Genomic DNA, 20734 nt, shown 5'->3' on the forward strand with positions numbered 1-20734 from the left:
ATTAATATTAAAGGTCTAATTGAACAAATATCTTAATTTATAAATAATTTAAATATGGTATACCCTATTCAAACTATATATTTAAAATTTTACACGATGAAGTAAAAACTCTCTATTGAACATAGTCTATTACTATTTTTAAATCTTCATTTGGTCAATATTTAAATCGTATATTTTTATTTACACTACCAATTCTTACTTTTTCGTACTCGTTAAACATATATAGTGCTCTTTTGTAGTAATATTTCGCATAAATAAATCTATAATATATAAAACATAATTTTTTATAACATATGGAGGAAAAACAAATGAAAAATTTATATATTGCAATAGATACAGGAAAGCATACCACAAAAGCAATTACAAAAATAAATGGAGAAATAATAAAAGTAAAATTTAGAACTAAAGTAAAAAAAGTCAACAATTTAGGCGTTGATATAACACCTGGATCATTTTTGGTTAAATTCTTAGGTGAGACATTTTTAATTGGTGACATGTTATCAGAATCTGCTTGCAATTTTGATATAACCAAATGTAATGAAGAACATATTATATCTATTTATACTGCAATATGCAGAATAATAGATAAATTAAAAATTGACTCTGAAATTCCTCAAATTTATTTAGTTGTTAATACACCTATAAATATTTATAAGAATAAGGAATTAAAAAATGAATATAAATACTTTATAGAGTCACCTGATAAAGTACTTAACTTATTAGTAAATTCAAAGCCTTATTCATTCAAAATAATTTCAGTAACACTATGTCCTGAGGCGATAGGTCCAATATATAGCAATTCAAGTATTTATAAAGAAAAAAAAGTAACAATCATTGATATTGGTTCACTTAATACAACATTTTGTACATATAAAAAATTGATTCCCATGCTGGATTCTATGGTTATAGCAAACTCAGGTGTAAATATATTGCGAGCTAAAATATCTGAAAAATTAACTTCTACTTTTGGAATTATGATTAGTGATGATGATGTTGAACAAATATTGAAGGATGGTCATTTAAAGATAAACGGTCAAATAATCTCACAAAGTAAAACTAAAATTGAATCTATGCTTTCAGGTCATGTAAGCTCCATAATTAATTATGGAAAGAGTAGAGATATATCTTACAATAATACTGATTTAATTTTTATTGGTGGTGGATCTATATTGCTTAAAAAGTATATATTATCATTGTATCCAAATGCTCTTATTGCAGAAGATGCACAATTTTCTAATTGCTTATCTTATTTAAAAATTTTAGAGATAAAAAATGTCCAAAAATAAAATTTCTATCAGCTTCAGTAGATCAAAACAAAGTATTTATGAGTATTTAAAAACAAAAGATAATATTAGTAATTATATTTGTAACTTAGTTGAAAAGGATATGCATTCATCTAAGAATAATGATGATGACTTAGAAAGTAGAATTGAAATTATCTTACAACGACTCTTAACAAAAGATGGATTAACATTATCGCTATCACAGCCTGCTACTTCTAATGCTGAAGATGAAGATGTAATTTCACTGATAAATGAATTATTTTAGGACAAGATTTATTCTTGTCCTTTTAATTTTTTCTATTTAATTATTTTCTTAATCTTACCACTTATTTTATTTCCTTGCATATCTACTGCAAATGAAACTTGAAAGCCAAATTTTTTGTAGAAATGTTCTAATCTTTCAAAATGATCAGCGTCTTGTTGTGATAAAAATCCTGTTATAATTCTAATATCTGTTTCTGTACATAAATAATTAATCGCATATTTCATTAAAATAGATCCTTGTCCTTTACATTTTTCATAAACTTGAATATCAGCTATTTTCATTACCTTATCATTTAATCTTTCATGATCAAGAATAAAATTTAACTTTGAATCAGAACCTCTTTCTTCTAAATTCTTCATTAAAATCATCGAATAATACTTTTCATCCTTCAATGCACAAATATAATATTTTCTATCTTCAACAGTTTCACTTCCAAGCAATTTATATTGATTTGCTTTATATCCAAATAACTTTTCTAAAATTTCTTGGTTATCCATATGTCCTCCATAAATAAAAAATTTTTTTAAGGTATTAACTCATTTTCTAACTTATTAGTTAACATTGAATTTCTTATTTTATCATTTGTTGTAATTACTTTTCTAAATACCTCCATATCCCCTACAAATATAACTTTCTTTTTTGCTCTTGTTATAGCAGTATACATAAAGTTTCGTGTTGCATTGAACATATTTTCATTTAAAACTGGTATAATAACTATGTTATATTCACTCCCTTGACATTTATGTATAGTAAGAGCATATGCAGGTTTTAATTGATCAATCATAAACTGATCATATTGAATTTGTTTATATCCAAAATCTAAATTATAAATTGTTCCCTCGTCATTTTTTATAATACTCTTTACAAATGCAGTTTCACCATTCATAACATTTTTTTCATAATCGTTAATACATTGAATAACTCTATCACCTTTATTAATTTGCTTTATATTATCATTAAAATCTTCTTGATACCATTTTTGAATTACTTTATTTAAGTCATTACTACCTAAAAGATTATAATTAATAGTAGTTAATAACATAATATCTTCTATATAGTACTTACAGTCAGACATTATATCTTCATATATTCCTACAATATCTGATATTATGTTTTCAATATCACTTTGTATAAATACACATTCATTATCATCAAATACTACTTCTTCATTATTAAGAATTGCTTGTGAATTTCTTAATATTAAGCTATCTCTTACTTGCCTGTGAACTTCTGACAAATTAAATTGGGAAATTATATCTGTTTTTACCAAATCTTTTAGAATCTGCCCAGCACCTATACTTGATAATTGATTAATATCACCAACTAATACTATTTGTGTGCATATATCTGTATTACTTAATATTTTATAAAATATTTCTTCATCTAACATTGATGCTTCATCTACTATTAAAAAATCTGCAATAACTTTATTATTTTCTTCACTTTTACTACCTATTTTAAATAATTTATGAATTGTTTTTGCATTAATATCATTCACTTCATTAATTCTACTAACAGCTTTCCCTGTAGGCGCACATATTTCTACTACTAAACTTTCATTTATTTCTTTTATTATTGAATATAGTGCAGTTATAACTTGCGTTTTTCCTACTCCTGCCCCACCTGTTATTATGCTAATTGAATTATTTAAAGCCAATAACACAGCTCCTTCTTGCTGTTCTGTCAAATTATATTTTTTTATACAAACACTTGCGATCTCATTTATAGAATTCTTAGTATAAGAGAAATTTAATCTTTCTTTTATATTATTTGCTATATAATTCTCGATGTCATAATACTTTTTTAAATAAATAATCCCTTCTTTATTTTCATTTATATCTTCAATAAATATCTCTTCATCTATTAGAATATCAATATACTCTTCAATATATTGTTCACTTATTGGATTGTAATTGTTAAATCCATTATTTTTGTTTATGTAATAACATACTCCTGGAATCATATAATCTCGTTTTATATACATATGCCCTTTTTTACTCACAATATCTTTCTTAAAAAAGCACAATATACCAGATTTAATTCTTAATTCACTTCCTTCTTCAAACTCTAAATAATAAGCCAACTTATCCGCCACTTTAAAATCTTCTTCTAAAAATTCGCATAAAATATAAGGATTTTTTAACAACTGATTATATGAATCTTCTTTAAATATTCTATATATGTCAATAATCGTTTTTTCTAAAGAAATATTAAATTCACAAACATTATTCAATAATTCTTTTAAATTTATATACAAGCTTATTATATTATGTATTTGATCAACTTCACTGTTATTAATGCTTTCATTTACATAGCTATTATCAAGTTCTTCAATTAATTTACAAACACTATTCTTACTTTTTCCCAAAAATATATTTTCAAAAAAATATTCTAATTCTTTTCTATTATTTCTTAAATACTCATAAACTTTCAATTCATTATCTCCATGCACTTAATCTCAATATCTTCTATATTACTTTCTAAAAACCATATTCGTTACTTCTTCTCCAAATAATTTCATACAACTCTTCTCACCAAATTTCGTAAGTGATATTTTATTTTCTTTAAGTACTAAGACTCTCTTTTCTGCATTTTCAAATAACTTATGATTATATTTGTACACAATGTAATAATTTAAACCTTTTTTATATTCATAATTATTTTTCTGCATTTTTATCGGTACATCTTCTTTTTTTAATTTTTCTATAAATCCCAAAGTGCAGAAAACGTTAATTGCTCGTGTAACCTTATCTTGCTCAATTTTACGTATCATTTTATTATTTTCATTCTTTTTGTTTAATATATCTCTAATATACTCAGAGCCAGCAAAAAAAACATTTTCTCCTTTAAAACTATATTCATCCATATAAATATTTTTTTCACCTTGCTCTAAAAGTTCATCTAAAACAAATCTATATTTATTTATATATTTACTTAATATCTTATATTCTGTTTCTAAATAAGTTGATAAAAATAACTTATTGCTATAATACTTGTCTTTTTGCTGTTCAACATATTTAATTTTTATATTCAATATATCACACAATTCATTTATAGCTGTAATAGTATTGGGGGTTGTCATTATTATTTCATACAAATTAATTAAATCAAATTTTTCTTCTTCTTCATTTTTCAGTCTTTTGAAAAACATATAATACTTATCATTTATTTTATTTATATAAGTATTATTTTTGTTAACTTTATACTTTGCATAATACGTGAATCTATTAAATCTCATATTTATTATTTTTACATTAAGAATTTCTTTTCCATAGCCATTTATTGCCCGTTTCATTTTATCTTCATCAGTATATATTTCTCCGTCAACTTCTTCTACTCCATAGAAAACTTTATTTTGGAAAATCATGTTTAAATCTACATCAATATCAAAAAATTTTCGTATGTCTACTGCTCCTATTAAAGATATAGCTTCTTTGTAATTACTAACTTCAAGACTATAACTACACATAGCTGAAATTACAGATTTATTCTTAACTATATATTTTCTATAATAATTATCAACTTCTATGTTTTCTTTCATTCTATTAATATTATTTTTTATAATAATTCCAATCTTTTTTTTAATATCACTACCATTATTTTTATTTTTTAAATCTCTAAGTTCTTCTCTACTCGTTTTATCCATATCAGCTGTATTTTTTTGTAAAAATGCATATATAATCTAACTGACTATATTCGTAGGTTTTATGTAAAATTATAATTTAGCTTTTATAATTAAGTTTTTTACTTATGCCTACAAGTTTATATCGAATCATTAATTTTTTATGTTAACCACAATTTATTGTTCTTTTATCAATTATTAATTAGACTTATATATAAATTTTAGTTTTTACTCCTTATTTCACTATTTTACATATGGTAGCAAAATTTTTTACTATAGTAAATATTACTTTTATCCTTATTTTGAAATTATTGCAAATTTAACATTATTTATATACAACACTTTGTTGATAACAAGAATTAATTTTTAATAAATAACAACTAAATTTTTTATTTTTTTAATACATAAGAAATAAAAAAATAGCTTTAATACACAAATAATCAAATTTCATAATATTTCTATATTACCAAATAGTAATTATAAAATTATTGCTTATATCTTTAAGCATATTCTTTATTTAACTTAAAATTCTTTTCATACAATATAAATATATAGACATAAGAAATAAAAAATAATATATGCATAAATAAAGACTTCATAATATGCTTAGTCAGTAGCATTTATTATAATAAAGATTTAATTATATATAAATAAAAGCTTAACATTAAAATGCTAAGCTACCTTTTTCATTTTTTCTGTTTTTAATTTTAGAAGATCATTATAATCTTTTATGTTATATTTAATTAGTTCCTCTCTATTATCAATAACTAATTTGTTATTATAAATATCCTTTATTTTCTGTAATGCTATGTTTCCAGCATCATCGTTATCAACTGCTACATATATTGTACTGATATTATCATATTTATTTAAATATGTTGCTATCTTATTTATTTTTTGACTACCACCAGTTGACAATAATAAGCAATCATTTAAATTACTTTTATATAGTTGATAATAACTAAGCATATCTATACCTGCTTCAAAAATATAAATTTTGTCTATATTTTCACCTATTTTAAATGAAAATCCATAATCTCTATTAGAATTTTTAATTACTCCTTTAAATTTTTTATAACTATTTGTACCTTGCAGATCTGCTCCTACTATTTTGTTATCAAAATTAAGGTGGACTAATACAGCATTATTCCTTAAATCTTGTTTAATAAGGCCTTTAGCTATAAATTCGTTTATTATGCTTATATCAATTAGTCTTGATTTATGCAGATAAGCATATGTCTGTCTCGTATTTGAAGAATATTCAATATCTATAGTATTATTGCATTCTTTTTCTATTATTTCGTTATTATTAGTAAAAGTATTATCATATCTTTCAGTATCTATATTCATATATTTTAATAAATAATCTATTGTATTTTTAAAACTGTCGCCTATTATATTTTCTCTTACATACTGTATTATATCACCACATTGCTGAACACTTGACCATGCATATACATATTGACCTGGTGTTCTTTCTTTTAGTATCAATGAAGTATGCTCATGGCATCTATAATAATTATTACCTTCTTTTTTGAATGTATATCCTTCAATTTTTTCTAAAAAGCTCTTGAAATTTATTGTTTTAACTAACTCTATTTTTTCTTTAAATATCATAATTTTATTTCTCCTCTTTTGTTTTCTTTAGTTTACAAAAAAGTAAAAATTAAAAGAATACTTAAAGTGTCTTAGCATGTTCGAGCATAAAAAAAGGTCTGTATTTTAATTTTACAAACCATTTTTACTATTATTTCATATATATTTCACATCATCTTGTACTTTCTTCTCATATAGATAAAATAATTCACACAAATTATTTATAGTCTTTTTATCACTTTTAGCTATATTACCTAAGAATTCATTGTATTTATTATAATTTAAGTCTTGAATAAAAAAATTATTCTTATGCTCTATTACATCTAATATCTGCAATATCTTATAATTTTCATTCTTAAATAATAATTTTAGGTACAATTAGCTTTACTCTTAAATCATTGTCTTTATGATTTACATTTACTTTATTAGATATTATACATCTCTTATTCCAAATTTGTGTTGTTAACCTATAATAATTCCATAGTGTTGGGCCAGTTACATAACCTATAATTTCATCGTTCTGCTTTAAATAGAGTCTTTTAATAAGCTTTTCTTTATTATTCCCAATTCTCCAAATGGGGTATTTAGAGGCTTATAATAAATATTAGAACTATATTCACTTAAAACCAAATATTCTTACAGCTTATTAATTATTGTTTCTATAACATTTATGTTTGTATCATCTTTATAAAGGTCCTAAAAAAAATTGGATCTCTTTCTACAAAATTATTAATACATAATAATACTCTCTTCTCAACATCCATGATTATATTATTATTAATTTCATTTCTTTATTTTATCTATATCCATCAAGCATACTTAGTGCCTTATCACATAATATTTCACTTTCAAACTTAATATCATCTGAAATTGTAGTTTTAAATCGTTTGATTTTGGGTGTAGTGTCTTTTATTATTAATAACTGTTGTTGCCTCTTTTCTGCTCTTCTCTTTATAGCATGATTTCTCAATAATTGATAAACATATACTACACCAAATACATCCAATATTACCATTAAGCTTAATATTATTTCATATACCATAATGCATCTAACTCCTCCATGTAATAATATATAACTATTATACTTTCAATTATTTTGAATTTCCATTGCACAGAAGTCAAATTTACTTAGTATTTTTACTGTAGTAAAAATAGTCACTTATATATCTCATGATAAATTATAATTTATCATATTTCCTATTGATTTATCATTCAATACTTTATCTTCTCATAAAAAATAAGAATCAATCATATTTAATGATTAACTCTTATTAATCGTCTGTAATAAGTTTTGTTAGTTATTCAATTAGACTTTCTTCTATAAAGCTTGGAAATTTAATTAAATATTCTTTTATATCTCTGCATAATCTGTTGACCATATTATCATTTTTAAATTCACTTTTATGATAATATGTACCTATTTTATTATGTTCTAAGTCCCAACTTAATATATAATTAAATGCATCATCTATTTTATCTTTAATAATTATAAATTTATCTAATAACTTTAAATTCTTTGTTCCATTGAAGATAAGTTCCACACCAATACGACCTTTCTTATCTACACTGGTTACTTTTAAAACTAAAGAATCTATTCCTAATCCTATCACAAAAAATTTTCTTCCAATAATTGCTTTATGATAGTGTAAATTTAATGATACATCTCCACAATCTTCTCTCAATCTTATTAAAATGTTCTTCAGTATTTGTTCTTCATAATTAAAATGAGATTCTTTATATAAACTTTTAACCTTATTTATTCTATTGTTATCTTGAATTTTCAGAAATCGCTTCTCAGTAAATAATTTATTTATATTATCTAACTTCTTTAAAGCTCTTACTTTTTCTGTAGATTTATAATTATCTATTTCTTCTAATATATTCACAACTTCTTTATTTATTGTTAGAAACATCAATTCTATATTTTTCTTATCAAAATTTATAGCATATTGCATCAATTCCTTAACTTCATTCTCTCTAAAATGTGTAGATATATATGCAATTACAGTTTTTTCATCATTAGCTGATATACTAATCAAATCTTTTATCTGTTGTATATGTCTGCTGTATGTCTTATCTATTTGTACTTCTGCATAAAATCTTGAGTTATCATAAAGTATCCCTTCAATATCAACTCTTCTATTATTGCTAATATTTCTTTCTAATTCTAATTCCTTAAATTTTATTTCGCATTCCTTTTCTAATATTTTATTCAATTTCAAATATACATTAAATAATGCTTCCTTTTTACTCATTTTCAAAAATCCTTTCTAAAAAAGGAGAAGTTTAAACACCTCTCCCTACCTTTACTACAAGCTTTGTGTATTAAGCTTTAAGCTATCTATTGTCTTTAAAATATTACTTTCGATATCTCTATCTATAGTTTTATTATTAACATATACACTTATGTAATTTATTAAATTATTTAATAGTAGCTTAGTTTTACCATCTGCGATTCTGTCTGCAAAAATATATTTACTATTCAATAGAAGTGTTTTTAAATCATCTGTTCTATCTACTTCATTAATTCCAAAAAATTTTGCAACTTCATTCAAACTTAAATTATATGCCTTACAAATAGCGGCTACTGTATCCATGGTCGGATTAAGCCTTACATTACTTTCCAACTTGCTTAAGTAGCTATTAGATACATACTGTTCATTATCCATCATATCGCTTACTTCACTTAGTGTAAGCCCTTTTGATTGTCTTATATTTCTTATGTAATCTCCAAATGTTAATTCATTATTCTGCATAATTCATACTCTCCTTTTTTATTAAATTACCTCATGTGTAATACCTAATTTCATTGTTATATTACATTTTAGTTATCTGATGAAGTATTTATAATTTCTATATCTTAGTAAATTATTATTTACTAATTAATTTGAATCATAAATAAAGAGCTGAGAAATTTCTTTCTTAGCTCTTAACATAGTTTAATTGTAAGCGTCAAAGTTTTGGTACCTTTTATCAATTAAAAAAATATATTAAAATATCCCGGTAGGGCAATTTATATAAGCCCTATCGGGATTTGTTTATTTCTTTATTTTAATTTTTAAATTATCAGGAATACTACTTGACCAAGGCATTAGATTTTCTAAAGCTTCGCTATTATTAGAATCAATATTTAGTAAATTGTTAAAAAGATAAACCAAATATTTTTCTACAACAACTTTATTAGCTTTAGCTGTTTCTATAATGCTGTATAACTTAGCACTAGATGTTGCACCTTTAGCAGTATTAGCAAATAAGAAGTTTTTTCTTCCAATAACAAAAGGTTTGATAGCTCTTTCAGCAGCATTATTATCAATTTCTAGTGATCCATCTAATAATACATTTTTCAGTCCAGGTAAATGTTTTTTAGCATAGTCTAACGCTTTACCTAACGGACTTCTTGGAAGTGCATTTTTTATTTCAGTTTCAACATATTCAATAAAGTTATCTAGAATAGGTTCTAATTTTTCTTTTCTTATATTAAACCTAATATCATAATAATCTTCATTAGAAGAATATGTTTCTCTAAGCTCTTTTTCAAGTTTATAAATTTGCTCACAATAATTAAACCCTATTACACCACGAGATTTTTTTAGGGCTTCTTTATCAAGATTTTCTACTATTTCATAGAATTTTCTTCTTATGTGAGCTAAGCAATATAGCCGAGTAGCTTCGCTAACGGAGTTGTATCCGGAATATCCATCAGTTTGTAGATATCCACTATATTCTCCAAGAAAAGCTTTAGGACACGAGCTAGATCTAGTATTTTGATAATCATAAAGGATTATCGGTTTAGCATTAGTTTCACTCATATATAGCCACATATATTTCTTAGACTTAGAACTCTTACCATTATCATTGATTACCTTCAATGTAGTTTCATCAGCATGAATGTAATTTCTATTAAGAAGTTCTTTTTTCATGTAATTATATATCGGCTCTAATGCTTTAGCAGCTGACATGGTCCAGTTACATAAAGTCTGACGACTAAGAGTAGCCCCCATCATGTCAAAATAAGACTGTTGCCTATATAATGGCATAGCATGAAGATATTTAAGTGCAATAGTATGAGCAATTAATTCATTAGAAGCCATGCTATTATAGAAAATAGTTTTAGGCATTTCTGGTGAAACAATCTTACTATCTTCATTTTCCTTCTCGCATGTTTTACAAGCATAGCTGTACAATACGTGTTCTTCTACTATTAATTTACCAGGAATATATATTAAAATTTCTTTTCTAGATTTAACTCCAATTTCAACTAGTTCACTGCCACATTTATCACAGATTAAATCATCGCCTTCTAATTTATGTTCTATGATTTTTCTCTCTAAATTAGCAAGGTTATCTTTCTTACCAATATTATTGCTTTTCTTAGCTCTCTTATATGTAATTTCTTCTACCGTAGGTTCTTCTACTTTTGAATCACTATGTTTTTCTGCTTCATTAAAAAAGCATAATTGATTAGCATCTACTTTCTCACTAGATGCTCCAAATATTTTTTTATTTTTATTTGAAATAATTCCTTTTAAAAACTCTAATTCATTTTTGAGATTTTCTATTTCTTTATTTTTAGAATCTATTTCTTTTTCCATTTCTTCGACTTTTTCAATTAATACTTGGCTTCTTTCATCAAGTTCATTGCTAATAATTTCGTGATTCATAAGTACCTCTTTTAACATTTATTTATATATATATTATACCACAAAAACCCTTGAAAATAAAGGATTCTCAAGGGTTCTTATATATCTATTTTTAATAATAATTACCTTCTTTTACTGGTTTAAATTTAGACTTTATTCTCACTTCATATCCTTTCAAAAGCCAACGTAATTCTTCTATATTTACACTTACTGCTTCCTCCTGCGTAGCAGGCCATTTAAAGCGATTTCCTTCTAAACGATGATAATATAACCAAAATCCTTCATCAAAATGGAGTATCTTTAACTTATCCATCTGTTTATTACAAAAAACAAATAATGCTTTATCAAAAGGATTGAGCTGCAGTTGATTTTTTACTATCATTACTAATCCATCTATACTTTTTCTTAAGTCTGTTGGGCCGCAGGCTATATATACTGTTTCAACCTTATCTATATTTAACACTTTAATAATAGCTCCTTAATTAAAGAATTTATCAAAGCAGTCTCCGATGTCGGAATAGCTACGCTAATATTACCAATTGAAATCTTCACCTCAGATGAAGCTCCAATATCTTTTCTAACGATATTTGCTTCCGTATTAATTTTTATAGGATGAAATACTGGCGTAGCCTTTTCTTCAATTTTTCTTTTATGATAGTAAAATTGACTTTTATTAATATTATTTTCTTCACAATAATCTTTTACAGTTAAATTTTCATCACTAGCATAATAACGATTTATATATTCTCTCCATTCATCATTACTTAACTTTTTATACATACCTAACCTCCTGATAAAATGTTATTTCCTTAATTTTATCAATTGGAAATTTTAGTATCTAGGTACTTAATTTTTGACATTTACGTTTAATTCTATTTTAATTTACCCCTAATGCTTTAAATACTGCATCTATAGGATCACTATAAAATATAGGTTGAACTTTAACTAATAATTCAGAAGGTACTGTTTGAAAATCTACGATAGATGTTGCAGGTACTAATACTTTCTTAGCCCCTGCATCCACACATACTTGTATGCTGTCTGCAAACTCATCTACTTTCATCAGTGTACCTCCGAAATTCATATTACCAAGCACAACAAGACTTTCCTGAACTGGCTTCTCCAATGATGCTGAGCAAAGTGCAATAAATTCAGCTACTGCCAATTCATTTGTTAATCCAATACCTTGAAGATCACTTATATGCATAAGGAAATCCTTAGTTTTGATTGCAATAGAACCACTTATACTCTTACTATTAGCAGTAAAATATCTAAATGCAGTATCCAAACTTTCTTTTGCCTCTCTATCAGAACCAACTCCAGATTTTTCGAATTTACCGCTCCCTGAGACAACTTGATTTTCTATCTTATATACTCCTATCATTCCGCTTCCAGCATGACCTACTGTATATATATGACCTGCTTTACCAAGTCCTTCTGGTATTAACTTTCCGCCACCTTGTTCTGGAACAGAAACATATTCTTCATCCATTGTCTCTCTATCTATATAAGAAAAGTTAACATCATAAAACTCCATTCCACCGATTTTCTTTAGTTGCTCTTTGACTCTTCGTCTTCCAATTAAAGCATATTGTAATATTTCTTCTAAATCCGCTTTTGTAAACTCTCCATTTGGATATATTAATTTTATTAACCCAGAAACTGTTTTCTTTACTGCTATAACATCTCTCTGATTTAGATTATTCCCTAACTTAAAGTATTTATTTAAGCTGTCTGTAAAAGTATGTTTTCTCATTTCTCTAAAGAATTCTGAAATATAATCACTTATAAATCCATATCTATCTGTTAATAATTCTGGTCTCATTTTAGGTATCTCCCAGCCTGGCAAGTAATAGTGCATCCTATCAAAAAATGCGGAATCATTTGCCATTTCTTCTGGAAATGGAGCAAATAAATGAGATGTTTTTAATAAGTTATCAACGCTTTGATTTATATTTCCTACAAATACAAAAGATGCAGAAGCATTTTTTTCCTCTTTTCCCCTTGCAAATGATCCAGATGCCATATAATCTTTCATTATTTGTATTCCATCTTTATCTTTGAATTTTATTCCTGCAACTTCATCAAAAGCTACAACATCCCACATTCCAACAAGGCCAACTTTTCTTGTAGACATATTATAAAATAGATTAGCAACAGTACTCTGACCACCTGATATCAAAATTGTGTTTGGAGATAACTCTTTATATACATGAGACTTACCTGTTCCCCTTGGCCCTAATTCACACAGATTATAATTATTTTCTACCAAAGGTATTAGTCTTGTAAGCATATGCCATTTTACTTCATATGAAAGCTGTGTAGGCTCCATTCCCGTACTTCTTATTAATAAATCAATCCATTCTTCTTTTGTAAAATGCCTTCTACCTTCCATGATTTCACACATATCCATATTAGGCATTTGAATCGGCTTTAAATTCGATATATTAAAAGGACTTGCTCCCTTTACTTCTTCATCGAAGAAATAATCCATTTTTAAAATACACCATATACCGCCTTCTAATAATTTTTCATATTCCTTTACATAAAATGGAGCTATCGGAACTCCCTTAAGACCTAAATTAGAAAATTCAGATTCATATATATCTTTCTTTTCATTCAATTTAACACTTATTTTATCAATAACTGTATACTGACCTAATTCTCTTATTTTAGATTTAACTTTCTCTGCCTCATCAGGTCGTACGTAATTTTCAGTTAATATATTCTTAACTCGTTCTATTCCCTCTTCTAAGCAATCATCATCATCCGTAGCGCAATACATCCCCAACAAATATTCAAGAACATATATGGGTACGTTAAAGCCTTCTTTCATAGATTTAGTCAAATCTTTTCTTACAGCTCTCCCTGCAAAATGTCTATTTATTTTCTTATCTAAATCCTTATCCTCTATATTATCTTCATCTATCATCTTTAATTACCCCTCATACTAAAAATCAAATTCACTTGCTATTCCCAGACTGATTATAAATGGTATTTCCTCAATTATTACACCCGTTTCATTGTCTTTAATCACCAATTTATATTCATCATTTTTGTTATATGTCATAGATTTTAAATGTAATTTTATTTTAAGCATTCTCTCCTCAGGTCTCTCGCTCGTAGAATCTGCAATTATACTTTTTATATCAGAAATAATTGCATCATCTTTATCTACCATAAATAATTCTAAGCTTGTTGGCAATATCTTTTCCCCTATTTTTTCGGTTTGGAAAAATTCAAGTTTGAAAGTATTCATAGTAATTTTTCTACTCTCATTTGTTAATTTTACATCTACCTTCCTTGCTTTAACGCTCTTTTTAGAATTACTTCTAATATTTTTAAAAGCGACAACTGGTACTATGATTTCTTGTAGCGTTGCTCCTCCATGAACAAATTTGCTTCCTTCTCCCTGTACTTTAAATCTTATATTAGATTTCGGCATATATGAATAAATAGTTTCATTATTACCTAACCACGACATTTTAATCTTCAATAGTTCTTCATTTTCAATACTTTCTTTTGATATTAGGCATCTTCTATTTTTATCTATTGTAGTAATAGCTTCTTTGTTTACTTTATCACTTTCTTTTAAGTCACTTCTTTGATAAATAAAACCATGATCTGCTGTAACAAATACATTTGCTCCACCAATCCATCCTACAATTTTACGATTTATTAGGTCTTCTATTTCATTTACAGCCTTTTCAGTTGCTTCAAATGTATTTATCTCCGTTGCTCCCTTATCTGCTGTTGCATCAATAGTATCATGATAAATATATATTAGTTTATAACCCTTTAATTGTTCTATAAAATCTACTTTATTATTAGGTATCTTGTGATAATCAATGGCTATGCTATTATTAAATTCATTTTTTAGAATCTTATCCCTATTCTCTATTCCTGAACTATCCATATCATCTACAAATACTCTGCCATTATCATTTATTACTATACTTTTATTAGGTAGCAAACTTGCCATGCCAAGCTTTGTTATAGATGGAACAACTGATAACATTGATGTTATACTTGTAGAATTAATTACTTTTTCATTTAATCTCTCTCCTAAATCTACACCTACTTCATATCTAAAAGCATCAGAAATTATTACAAACACTCTTTCTCCATTAGATACCATATTTTTAATATATGTTGAGTAGAAATCTTTCTGATTAATTATATTAGGTATTAACCATTCTCTTTTCATATTATCATCTATACTTGATGTAAAGTTAGTGCATATATCATTAAGATACCAATTACAATACAAATTTTCAATCAAATCCTTTACTTGATTCATTATATTAGTATTTTGTTTATCGAAATAATAATAGAACTTTCTATAGAAAGTATCCATTTTATATAATTCTTTTACATAAAGATTATACAATTTGTCAGCTGAACCTTTTGGTAATCCCTCTCCATAAATTTTGTATATCTTAAACATTCCTATTGCATTAATTAAAGCTTCATACATATTCTTGTAGTCCTCATAGAAGTGTGTTACTCTTCGGCCTTTTATTATATCTATATATAAATCGTAATCCTCAAGCCTATCTTTCAATGATTCTACAATAGTTTTTATTATTGCCCTATCAAAACATTTTAATAATTCAATATCTTTATACTCTTCAAGTTCAAGTTCATCTATTATATCAGCTATGTTCGTTTCATATTCATAAAATTCTGTCAGTCTATCATATTGCTCATAATCTGCTCTATTTAGCATCCAATGGTTAATAAACAACTTACAATTTGGTTTATTATTACCTATATACTCTTTAATTTTTCTCAGTCTATCATTGTCAATATCAATAGATAATGCTGTCGTTAAAATAAATATGAACAACTTCTTTATGCTTTTATCATTTTGATTATATCCATATTTTAAATCAGCATAATTCCAAAACTCATCTATAACATTATATTTTTTAAACTCCTCAATAAATTTATTATCATTTTCATTTATTGATTCCATAAAAATATTTTTTACCACTTCTTCAAAATCAATAGATTTTGCATTAGTTATTGAAGATAAAATACCAATTATTAATTGATCTTCGTTCTTGATATGTTCCTCAAATTTTAAGAATCTATTTCGCCTACTAATTGCACCAAAGTATGATTTATATTTAACAAATCTTTTTCTCAAACTACTATCTATATTTAATTCTTTCATCATAAGAGAAATATTATCAGCAAAAAACTCTCTTGAATATATCATAGTATCCAATAACCAGTTATCTCTCTCATCATCAATTTGTTCGGTATTATATACTAATAAATTCTTATCATCTAATTCTATTTCTATTAAATATTTAGTGATAAAATTATTATTTTCATTTAATTTTATCACTTCAACATCTGGCATTTTTATGTCATCAATAATATCAATAAATTCCTTTTCAAAATCATTCCAAAATATAATTTTTCTTTTTTCACCACTTCTTAATGGTTCATCAAATTCTTTCTTTAATGATTCTATCACCTTATCTGTAATAGCCATTATTTTCACTCCCTATGTTCTTTTCAATTTTGACTGCTTATATACTACTTTAATTATAATATAGCCTTTTATTATAGTAAATGTAATATAAAAAGTGTGAGTTTCTTAATACCCACACTTTCAAATACTATTATATTTTTGCTAAAAGTCCTTTAAATAAATCATAATTATGCAAAACTCCATCATCTAAATCAATATCAAACGGTTTATCTGCCATATGATGTAATTTTTCTTCAAACCTCTTTATCTCATCAATTTTTTTCTCAAGTACATTTAATTCTTTCTTTGCATCGTTTTTTTCCTTTTGGGGGTAATCTCCATTAATTATTTCGAGTTGTGATTCCCTTTGTGAATCCATTCTATCCTGTACTACATGAACATACTCTGTTCTAATTCTTGCAAGCAGTGATTTATCATATCTATGCATATATATCAAGCAATTGAATGCCTTCTGTTTTCCTGAAGTAAACATCCAGTATATTGGTCTCTTTTTATAAGTCTGTACATGATCTTTATAAAAATCAGTTAAGAAATATCTTCTAATAGTATCTTCTGGCATTTCATTATTTTTCATCCCTAATGTTTCTGCAATAAATGTTATATTTTCATCCAATGTATCTGCACCAAAAATTACTTCCACAAAATTTGTAAATCTTTCGACAATATCATTTTTAAAGTATTCATTAGATAATATTAGTATATTATCTTCATCAGGTTTAAAAGTTTTATATATACTAATGTCAAAGTTTCCTCCTGCATATGCTAAACCCTCTTTATCTAATGAATATCTTCCAAGCATACATCCAACTGAATATGAAATAAATTCTTTAATTGTATCTATCTTAAAGAAACCTTTCATTTCCTCTAACGAAAAAGCTTCATTTTCATTTTTTTCAAAATAAATATTATCAGTATTTTTCTTCTTTGTTTTTTTCTTATACCTGTAATATCCATTTGCGAATAAAGTTATATCCTTATCACATATACTACTTGATAATTCATTTACAAGATTATATTGATTAATAAATATCTTATTTAATTCTTCTTCATTAGTTTTTAATGTTTGAACATTCTTAGAACATTCTTCTTTCCATAATTCATAACATTTACTAATCTTATTCGACTCTCTTCTATACTTAACTAAATTATTTACCCTATAATCCCAGGATAATTCAGATGAATCCCAATCACGTTTTGCTATACTCTTATTTTCACTACTTAACATATTAATTTTAGATATTGTTTCATCGTTATCAGGTTTAATTACAGGAAATTTAGCAACTTCTCCTGATTGAAAGTTTAATGTAGGATTTATTTCTCCTAAAATATAGTTAAATACCTTCGAATTTAACAATGCTAAATAGAATAATCTTTCATTATTGTTTGTAAATAAACAACATCCTCCATTATCAAAAATGAATCCTTCTTCAAATATCCTCATGCTAAAATTAGTTGAAGTAACAGTAGACCAAGTTAATCCAGGTTTCATAAAATACTCATAATTTGCTATTACAGCTGTAGGTATATTCCTTATTTCTTCGGCATCATTTTTCCAATCTATTACATATTCATTATTACCAAACCATTTTCTATATCCACCACCTTTGTTATACGGGAACCATCTATTTATCATTGTTTCCTCTTTTATAATTTCTTTTTTATTAAAGTTAATTTTTTCAATATCAACTTCAAACCATAATCTTAAAAATCGTTTATTGTCAGATGTTGAATTTCCTTTTCGTGGTGAAGCTATTGTTCCTAATTTAGTATTATTAACAAAAATACTTTTTACATTATCACTGATCCAATAAGCGATTGGGAATCCTTCTATCACACTAAATTCATCACAACAAGTAGTAAATCTATAATTTACATTAGGACATTTAATTGCTTCTAATGTTTTAATAGGTTGATTTTCACTTCCTGTAAAATCAGATAATTTTATATATTCTCCAGGTAATTTAATTTTATAATTTCTAATTGTAAAACAACAAACAGGAACACATGCTTCTGGGAAAGCATTATACTCCAATTGTATCAATGAACTTATATTTTGATTTTCAATTATATATTTTCTTAATTCATAGTATGAAGAAATAAACATCCATACAAATGGCGTTAAAAAACCTAAATGACCAGTATTAATAACCTTACTTCTACAATACTGCATAAATGCTGAAAACAAATCTGCCTTTACACTTTCATATTCTTTTTTAATAAAATTAGTTAGCAAAGGATTCATATACTTACTACCCATATATGGTGGATTAGTAACTAATATATCAAAGCTTTTACTCATAATCTCAGCTTGATTAATTAACTTTTGTAGTTTGTTCGAACTTTCAAATTTATTTTTGCTTTCTTGTTCAAAAGTATTTCTTGCTGGATTATTTTTAATATAAAATAATCTCTCCCAATAGTATCTATAATCAAAAGCATCTATTTTTATTAGTGAACCATATGTTTTAGCATTTTTGAAAGTTTCAACAAATTTCTTAGTACTTTCGTATCTTTCTCCAGAAGATTCATCTGCTAAATAAATAATATCATCCTCATTAAATTCATTTGTTTCTTGTATAGATGCAATATTTAATTTAATCCCTTCACCTGTTCTTTCAACTTGTCTTTCTATATCTCTTAGTAATCTATTATGATAGCTCATACCTTTCATAACTACTGCGAAACATGCAAGCTGATATGCTCTATCATCAATATCTAATCCATATAGATTTTTCTCTATTATGAGCTTTGGGATCTCTTTTCTTACATAACCACATCTCTCATATATTTCATAGAGAACATCAAACATATATACTAAAATATGTCCCGAACCACAAGCTGGATCAAAGCATTTTATGTCTTCAACATTTAATTCTTTATTTATATATGGTGCTAATTTTTCTTCAAACTCATCTTCTTTATTAAGATTTTCAAGATAAAACTCCCAGTTAGCCTTTAATTCTTCATCTTCTGAATGTGATTCAATCCAATAACGCCCTAATGTATTTTGCACCATATATCTTACTATCCAATCTGGTGTAAATAATTGTGTTGCAAATGGTATTTCATCCTTCTTATATTTCTTCTTAGCTTTAATAACTCTATCCTTTTCACTTGCTATATAATATTGATATAGCCATCCTATAATTTCAACATTTGTCCACCATTCTTCTTTTATTAATTCTACATCAGTTAGCCTACTAATAAACGCATCTTTGTTTAATAATCCATCTGGAAATAATAATTGAGTATAATGATCAGTTTTTTCAAACATGAATGGCAATGTAACATTTAAAGCATCACATTGTGATATAATCATATATTTAAATAATCCATCTCGATCACTGTTTATTTTATATTCATATATTACTTGTTTATCTACATCTAAATTAACAGTATTGGCTTCTCTAAGCAAATCAGGTTCTGAACTATCAGGATCTGTAGATGTTAATACCCTTATTTTAGTTGGAAGATAATCATTAACTTCCATAAACCTTAATGCAATAAATCTATTGAACCATGTATATGCAACTTCCTCCATTACATGTTCATATCCATCTTCACCTTGTTCATTTATCGTACTTATTCTATCAATAAGCTTTTGTCTTTGCTTTTTTTCAACTGAACTTAATGCTTTTCCATTAATTACTATTGAATCACTACTAACTATTTTAGATGTTTTTATTTCTTCATCAGTTATACCATACTGATTTGCTTTTAATTTAACCTTATTGATTAACTCTTCTCTTGCTTCTGTTGCAAAAGATTTCAACACTGATTTATCCATCATTTTTTCTCCTTTTAATAACTAATTAAATATGT

Annotated in this window: 16 protein-coding genes; 2 read left to right on the top strand and 14 right to left on the bottom strand. The window is 25.8% G+C overall.

Annotation, left to right across the window (positions count from 1 at the left end; all coding sequences use genetic code 11):
- The first annotated feature begins 308 nt into the window (after nucleotides 1-308).
- Both CM240_RS06195 and CM240_RS06200 read left to right on the top strand, forming a co-directional pair.
- The gene (locus CM240_RS06195) at nucleotides 309-1286 is read left to right on the top strand and encodes a ParM/StbA family protein (protein ID WP_044037473.1); all 978 of its coding nucleotides are present in this window, start codon (nucleotides 309-311) and stop codon (nucleotides 1284-1286) included.
- A complete protein-coding gene (locus tag CM240_RS06200; RefSeq protein WP_044037475.1) occupies nucleotides 1273-1548 on the top strand; it encodes a hypothetical protein in 276 nt (91 codons plus the stop codon). Before CM240_RS06195 ends, CM240_RS06200 begins: the two co-directional genes overlap by 14 nt.
- A 32-nt stretch (nucleotides 1549-1580) precedes the next feature.
- Here the strand turns inward: CM240_RS06200 and CM240_RS16830 are convergent, their stop codons facing one another.
- The 14 genes from CM240_RS16830 to pglX all read right to left on the bottom strand — a co-directional run bounded on the left by CM240_RS16830 (nucleotide 1581) and on the right by pglX (nucleotide 20699).
- Complete coding sequence (locus CM240_RS16830) at nucleotides 1581-2045, bottom strand: GNAT family N-acetyltransferase (protein WP_051483729.1); 465 nt, start codon at nucleotides 2043-2045, stop codon at nucleotides 1581-1583.
- A 26-nt stretch (nucleotides 2046-2071) separates the two neighbouring features.
- Nucleotides 2072-3982 (bottom strand): AAA family ATPase, encoded by a 1911-nt coding sequence (locus CM240_RS06210; RefSeq protein WP_044037477.1) that lies wholly within the window; start codon nucleotides 3980-3982, stop codon nucleotides 2072-2074.
- Between the two features lie 39 nt (nucleotides 3983-4021).
- The gene (locus CM240_RS06215) at nucleotides 4022-5194 is read right to left on the bottom strand and encodes a hypothetical protein (RefSeq protein ID WP_044037479.1); all 1173 of its coding nucleotides are present in this window, start codon (nucleotides 5192-5194) and stop codon (nucleotides 4022-4024) included.
- Between the two features lie 648 nt (nucleotides 5195-5842).
- Nucleotides 5843-6787 carry a DUF3991 and TOPRIM domain-containing protein gene (locus CM240_RS06220; RefSeq protein ID WP_044037480.1) on the bottom strand — a complete coding sequence of 315 codons (945 nt, stop codon included), beginning with the start codon at nucleotides 6785-6787 and terminating at the stop codon, nucleotides 5843-5845.
- A 135-nt stretch (nucleotides 6788-6922) separates the two neighbouring features.
- Nucleotides 6923-7144, bottom strand: a complete 222-nt coding sequence (locus tag CM240_RS06225) for a hypothetical protein (RefSeq protein ID WP_044037482.1) — start codon at nucleotides 7142-7144, stop codon at nucleotides 6923-6925.
- 418 nt (nucleotides 7145-7562) lie between these two features.
- Nucleotides 7563-7808 (bottom strand): hypothetical protein, encoded by a 246-nt coding sequence (locus tag CM240_RS06230; RefSeq protein WP_044037483.1) that lies wholly within the window; start codon nucleotides 7806-7808, stop codon nucleotides 7563-7565.
- A gap of 256 nt (nucleotides 7809-8064) precedes the next feature.
- On the bottom strand, nucleotides 8065-9021 hold the full coding sequence (locus CM240_RS06235) for a hypothetical protein (protein WP_044037485.1): 957 nt from the start codon (nucleotides 9019-9021) through the stop codon (nucleotides 8065-8067).
- Nucleotides 9022-9075: 54 nt separating this feature from the next.
- Nucleotides 9076-9522 carry a helix-turn-helix domain-containing protein gene (locus tag CM240_RS06240; RefSeq protein ID WP_044037486.1) on the bottom strand — a complete coding sequence of 149 codons (447 nt, stop codon included), beginning with the start codon at nucleotides 9520-9522 and terminating at the stop codon, nucleotides 9076-9078.
- A gap of 282 nt (nucleotides 9523-9804) precedes the next feature.
- Nucleotides 9805-11427, bottom strand: a complete 1623-nt coding sequence (tnpC, locus tag CM240_RS06245) for an IS66 family transposase (protein WP_051483633.1) — start codon at nucleotides 11425-11427, stop codon at nucleotides 9805-9807.
- A gap of 91 nt (nucleotides 11428-11518) precedes the next feature.
- The gene (gene tnpB / locus CM240_RS06250; RefSeq protein WP_044035973.1) at nucleotides 11519-11869 is read right to left on the bottom strand and encodes an IS66 family insertion sequence element accessory protein TnpB; all 351 of its coding nucleotides are present in this window, start codon (nucleotides 11867-11869) and stop codon (nucleotides 11519-11521) included.
- Nucleotides 11863-12186, bottom strand: a complete 324-nt coding sequence (tnpA, locus tag CM240_RS06255; protein ID WP_044035972.1) for an IS66 family insertion sequence element accessory protein TnpA — start codon at nucleotides 12184-12186, stop codon at nucleotides 11863-11865. The genes tnpB and tnpA overlap by 7 nt, the downstream gene beginning before the upstream one ends.
- A 97-nt stretch (nucleotides 12187-12283) precedes the next feature.
- Complete coding sequence (gene brxL, locus CM240_RS06260) at nucleotides 12284-14338, bottom strand: protease Lon-related BREX system protein BrxL (RefSeq protein ID WP_044037489.1); 2055 nt, start codon at nucleotides 14336-14338, stop codon at nucleotides 12284-12286.
- A gap of 18 nt (nucleotides 14339-14356) precedes the next feature.
- Entirely contained in the window at nucleotides 14357-16912 is a 2556-nt protein-coding gene (pglZ, locus tag CM240_RS06265) for a BREX-1 system phosphatase PglZ type A (protein WP_044037492.1), read from the bottom strand.
- 130 nt (nucleotides 16913-17042) lie between these two features.
- Nucleotides 17043-20699, bottom strand: coding sequence for a BREX-1 system adenine-specific DNA-methyltransferase PglX (gene pglX / locus CM240_RS06270; protein WP_044037494.1), 3657 nt, complete (start codon nucleotides 20697-20699; stop codon nucleotides 17043-17045).
- Nucleotides 20700-20734 lie beyond the last annotated feature (35 nt).

The organism is Clostridium bornimense, from assembly GCF_000577895.1.
In the GTDB taxonomy this organism is placed as follows: domain Bacteria; phylum Bacillota; class Clostridia; order Clostridiales; family Clostridiaceae; genus Clostridium_AN; species Clostridium_AN bornimense.

What these genes read in the sequence shown, in the direction of transcription:
- CM240_RS06195 (WP_044037473.1), top strand. Translation starts at nt 309, where the DNA reads ATGAAAAATTTATATATTGCAATAGATACAGGAAAGCATACCACAAAA.
- CM240_RS06200 (WP_044037475.1), top strand. Translation starts at nt 1,273, where the DNA reads ATGTCCAAAAATAAAATTTCTATCAGCTTCAGTAGATCAAAACAAAGT.
- CM240_RS16830 (WP_051483729.1), bottom strand. Translation starts at nt 2,045, where the DNA reads ATGGATAACCAAGAAATTTTAGAAAAGTTATTTGGATATAAAGCAAAT.
- CM240_RS06215 (WP_044037479.1), bottom strand. Translation starts at nt 5,194, where the DNA reads ATGGATAAAACGAGTAGAGAAGAACTTAGAGATTTAAAAAATAAAAAT.
- CM240_RS06220 (WP_044037480.1), bottom strand. Translation starts at nt 6,787, where the DNA reads ATGATATTTAAAGAAAAAATAGAGTTAGTTAAAACAATAAATTTCAAG.
- CM240_RS06230 (WP_044037483.1), bottom strand. Translation starts at nt 7,808, where the DNA reads ATGGTATATGAAATAATATTAAGCTTAATGGTAATATTGGATGTATTT.
- CM240_RS06235 (WP_044037485.1), bottom strand. Translation starts at nt 9,021, where the DNA reads ATGAGTAAAAAGGAAGCATTATTTAATGTATATTTGAAATTGAATAAA.
- CM240_RS06240 (WP_044037486.1), bottom strand. Translation starts at nt 9,522, where the DNA reads ATGCAGAATAATGAATTAACATTTGGAGATTACATAAGAAATATAAGA.
- tnpC (WP_051483633.1), bottom strand. Translation starts at nt 11,427, where the DNA reads ATGAATCACGAAATTATTAGCAATGAACTTGATGAAAGAAGCCAAGTA.
- tnpA (WP_044035972.1), bottom strand. Translation starts at nt 12,186, where the DNA reads ATGTATAAAAAGTTAAGTAATGATGAATGGAGAGAATATATAAATCGT.
- brxL (WP_044037489.1), bottom strand. Translation starts at nt 14,338, where the DNA reads ATGATAGATGAAGATAATATAGAGGATAAGGATTTAGATAAGAAAATA.
- pglZ (WP_044037492.1), bottom strand. Translation starts at nt 16,912, where the DNA reads ATGGCTATTACAGATAAGGTGATAGAATCATTAAAGAAAGAATTTGAT.
- pglX (WP_044037494.1), bottom strand. Translation starts at nt 20,699, where the DNA reads ATGGATAAATCAGTGTTGAAATCTTTTGCAACAGAAGCAAGAGAAGAG.